General features: G+C 45.6%; 3 protein-coding genes. 1 reads left to right on the top strand and 2 read right to left on the bottom strand.

Annotation, left to right across the window (positions count from 1 at the left end):
- A partial coding sequence (locus tag MES37_RS23665) for a helix-turn-helix transcriptional regulator (protein ID WP_237932754.1) occupies window positions 1–344 on the top strand: 344 nt, incomplete at its 5' end.
- 99 nt (window positions 345–443) lie between these two features.
- Here the strand turns inward: MES37_RS23665 and MES37_RS23660 are convergent.
- Together MES37_RS23660 and MES37_RS23655 are read right to left on the bottom strand one after the other, a co-directional pair.
- Window positions 444–1,046 carry a helix-turn-helix domain-containing protein gene (locus MES37_RS23660; RefSeq protein WP_237932753.1) on the bottom strand — a complete coding sequence of 201 codons (603 nt, stop codon included), beginning with the start codon at window positions 1,044–1,046 and terminating at the stop codon, window positions 444–446.
- A 126-nt stretch (window positions 1,047–1,172) separates the two neighbouring features.
- Window positions 1,173–3,314 carry an autotransporter outer membrane beta-barrel domain-containing protein gene (locus MES37_RS23655; RefSeq protein WP_237932752.1) on the bottom strand — a complete coding sequence of 714 codons (2,142 nt, stop codon included), beginning with the start codon at window positions 3,312–3,314 and terminating at the stop codon, window positions 1,173–1,175.
- Window positions 3,315–4,405: the final 1,091 nt, after the last annotated feature.

The following is a 4,405-nucleotide window of genomic DNA, read 5'->3' as shown; positions in this document are numbered from 1 at the left end:
AAATAATCCTACTAAGTGATGTTTTTCAGAGTAATATTTTCCATGATAAAGTTCCCATGTATATATTGCCAACATCAACAAGAATAAATGCAATTATAGGTATTTCAAATAACAAATCTACAAGAGGGAAATTTAGTCACATTTCCCTATCATCAAGTGAGAGAAATCTTTTAAGAAATTTCTGGAAATATGGAACGGCTGTTTCTATTTCCAGTGTGACGGGGGTGAGCCAAAAAACGGTGAGCTCGCAAAAACTCAATTCATTAAGAAAAATGGGACTAAAGAATAAACATGAGCTCATGAAAGTTATACTGCAGACTCAAAATATACATAACGTTTTATAATTTCAGATTAAAGTTGTTTTGTTACATTATTATGTCTACTAAAATGATAAGTTCTACCATTATAAAGTGGAACTTATCAGTTACGAAAATTATTATTCGTCATATTGTGTCAAGCACTGCCTTGTCCAGAGATACTAATAGTCCTTTGCTGATGGTTACACCTCCGTAACTTTTCAACTCAGCGAGCAATTTCATCACTGCACTCCGAGACAAGTTTGTCCTGCTTTGAATGTAATCCACTGCCACTATCCTTGAACGCACAATATCGTCTTCAGTTTCCAGTGCCATTAGGCAGGCGATGATAAGTTCACGCGTGCTTGTTGCGGTCAGACGATTGTGATAATGGAGAGCCTGAGACGTCATTTTCATACTAAATAGTGCGATCGATTTCCAGATTTTATGCTCATCAGCCAGTTTTATGACTTCTGAATGTTCTATTATCTCACATTGGATGTTACCGCAGGGCCGGATATAAAGGTCAGGGTTAAGATTACTCAGATTTAGCCCGAAAATCATAGGTGCGGAGTAATATCCGTAGACAAGATTGTCCCGCTGACGGCACAATGCAACAACCCCCTTATGCAATAGTACACATTTTTCAGCAAGAAAAATGATAGTGCTCCTTGGATGGGAGTGTATTTTTGTGTTGACTGATAAAACAGCCATAATTTGGCTGATATTTTCTTTGGGTGTATTATCCATATATCCATACCGTAAAATAATGCCTCAGGATAAGCATAGCAGTGTGAGGCAAATTGGTCATCCTACGAAACAACGAAACAACGGTCGCCGGATGGCGACCGTTGTTTTATTTAACGATACAGCGTATTACCAGGTCCAGGTCACACCGGCATTGAGTTGCCATGGGTCTTCATTGTCGTTCCCTTTGGCATAATTGGCACCGGCATAGGCGCCAAGGTTTTTCGTGAATTTCACGTCAGCCCCCAGACCCACAATGCCTTTTGCCCCGTCAGTGCTGTCATTCACATTAACACCGTTAATGTCCATGCTGTTTCCATTTTCTGTTTCATCAGCCACAGCCAGATGCAGATAAGGTTTCACTTCCGCATTATGGATTGTCAGGCTGGTACCGATATTGGCTCCGCCTTCCACCAGCACGGAAGAATAATTATCATCCTTCGCGCGCATCCCGTTATCCAGCGTGTAGTCCACGCCATTGTAGCGAATGTAAGATACTCTGGCGTATGGCTCGGCCCAGAACGCCGGTGTTGCCTGCCAGTGATAACCCGCTTTAAGGGAACCACCGTAGCCACTGTTGCTGTAGTGTCCTTGTGAACGCCCGCCGTCAGTAGAGACCACATCCATATCATTCTTCAGGTGCTCACCTTTAATGGTGGCATCAAAGAACAGGCCGTTATTCAGTCGGTAAGAGGTATACAGGGACAAGCCGTAGCTGTCGATATCCGTGCCGGCACTGCCCATGTCATGCATATTGACGTCACCGTTGCCCCGCATGGCTGCAAACCCAATCAGCACGTTGCCATTGCGCACATCAAAGCGGTTGTCAGCGCCGACCATAAATCCATTGTTGGTCTGGTCATAGCTGGTGCTGGCTTCATTCATTTGCTGGCGGTGGTATCCACCGTAGTAACTTCCCCACGCGCCGCGATTTCCCGGATGACTGCTACTGCCCGTGCGGCGTTCGTTATCCATGCGCAGATTCAGCGCCTCTTCTTCATCACGCCACAGATTAACTGCAGCCGCACGGGTATTCACCACGGACTGTGCGGCGGTAGACAACGTGTGATTATCCGGTGTTGGGGCAGGAGGTGGTGTCGGGTCGTCACCGCCACCGTTATCACCGCCACCGTTATCACCGCCACCGTTATCACCGCCACCGTTATCACCGCCACCGTTATCATCATCCGGATTAGTCAGCACAACGGAGGTGCTGCCGTCAGCATTGGCGACAGTTTCAGATGTGTAGCGGTACACCCCGACATCACTTTCCATTTCGTTGAAAGTGGCACCGGAGGCATCGGTCACATGCACAATGGTATTGCCGGTCATGTCACCGGCCGCACCGGAAGTGCCTGACGTCACCCCGGCATTGAATGTCCCGGTTGCTGTACCGGCATTGAGAATATACGCCTGACCAGTGGCGGCGTTGTAGGTTGAATAAATATTGACTGGTTCAGCGGTGGTTGCTGCCAGTGCGGAGACAGTGTCGGATGCCGCGCCGCCTTCCAGCGTGGTGGTGGTAATGTTACCGCCATCCATAATCAGCGTGCTGCTACCGCTCATGTTAATATCAGACACAGTGGAGTCCGAGGTGTTGGTCCACGCAGAGGCATCTGCCAGATTGATATTGACGGCGGTGGAGCCATTGCCCGCTGCTGCCCCTTTCCAGGAGGAAGAGGACAGGTCAACATTCACATCCCCGCCGGTGGCGCTGTTAGTGACATCCCCGAACCAGTCGGTTCCGTTTGACAGAGCCAGCGTCATACCGCCGGCACCGTCCGCGGTGGTGGCATTACCGGTCCATGCAGACCCATTCATATTAATGGTCTGGGCGGTAGCGGAAGAGGTATTGATTGCTCCATAAACCTGCGAGCCGGTGAAACCGACTGTGGCAGCATCGGTGCTGGCGATATCTAACGCATTTGTGGTGCCATTGAGGATACTGTCGGAGACATTCAAAGCTGCAGATGTGCTCCCTCCCTCGAGCATGATCGCCGTATCACCAGTGACGGTAGCACCATTGGTGATATTCACAGTGTTACTGTCACCGGACAAATCAATAGCATTACCAATACCTGTGACGGCTGCGCCTGCATCCACATTGATCTGAGTAGAGCCATCAGAATCAATCCCAGTAATGCCGGAAACAACGGTTCCGTTACCGAGGATATTCAGGATGCTAGCAGAATTTTCTTCCAGCAAAATCCCAGTATCACCACTTACTGTAGCACCATTCTGAACATACACACTGGCGTTGCTATCATTCATGAGAGCAATTCCATAATCCTGAGTTCCTTTAATCGATGCTGCGTCAACTACCAGCGAGTTATTAGTCCCTCCCCCCAGAAAGACCCCGAAAGCACCAGTGACATCTGAGCCGTTTGTAATTTGTACTGCATTGTTAGTACCATCAATGAACACAGCCGCTCCCGAATCACTCTGCATCGTCGCATTATTCTGGATCTTGACAGTATTAGCATCAGAAGAGGTCATCCTTAAAGCGCTAGCGTCTATGGATGAAACGGTAGAGTCATCAATCACTACACTACTATTGGCGAGACTATTTGCTGAGATTCCGTCAAACATAGACTTAGAGGTTATTGAGGAATTATTCTGAACCGATATATTAACAATTTCATCATTATTGTAAGATTGAGCATAAATGCCATAACCGGATGAATCTATAGTGCTAGAATCGACTGTAATTTGCCCATCCCCACGTAGTACAATAGCATATAGAGTACTGTTTGAGATATAAGATCCATTTTTTACGGTAATATTATTATTTTTCCCCTCCAGTTGGATAGTACCATTTATAATTGCCCCATTCTGAATATTAATGGTGCTATCATTTTCGTCAGTGGAAATAGCATTAGTAGGAACATTAGAAGATACGGTTGAGTTGTCAATCGTTAAGTCTGAATCCTCGCCCGTAAAAACGATGGCAGGATTATTATTGGTATTGGTAACAGAAGAACCATCCGTTACATTCACTGTTTCCTGACCGTTAACGGTAATACCATTGATGATGGTAGAACCAGAATAATCGGTCGCTTGAGCAACGCTGACAGATAATGTACCGACAATGGCAAGGGTTATTAAATTTATTTTAAAGCTGGTCATGGAAGTAAATCTCTCTGAAGTAATGTAATTTATCGTTGGAATAGATATTATCGGAATTGATATTTTTTTTTCGGTGAATAATTACCATGTTTGAGTGTAAAAAAACACCTGCTTCATGGTGATTTCAAGCCTGAATTATTTGATCTGTTGTATTAACTTGATTTATAACGTTTATCTCTCCTTTCTGGATAAAGAAGAGATAGTTTTATCATACCTGCTTCTACCCTCATGTGTAC

The sequence above is a fragment of the Buttiauxella sp. S19-1 genome (genome assembly GCF_022134725.1).
Taxonomy (GTDB): Bacteria; Pseudomonadota; Gammaproteobacteria; order Enterobacterales; family Enterobacteriaceae; genus Buttiauxella; species Buttiauxella ferragutiae.
Note: the sequence above shows the minus strand (reverse complement) of the source record. Positions and strands in the feature narration are given on the sequence as shown.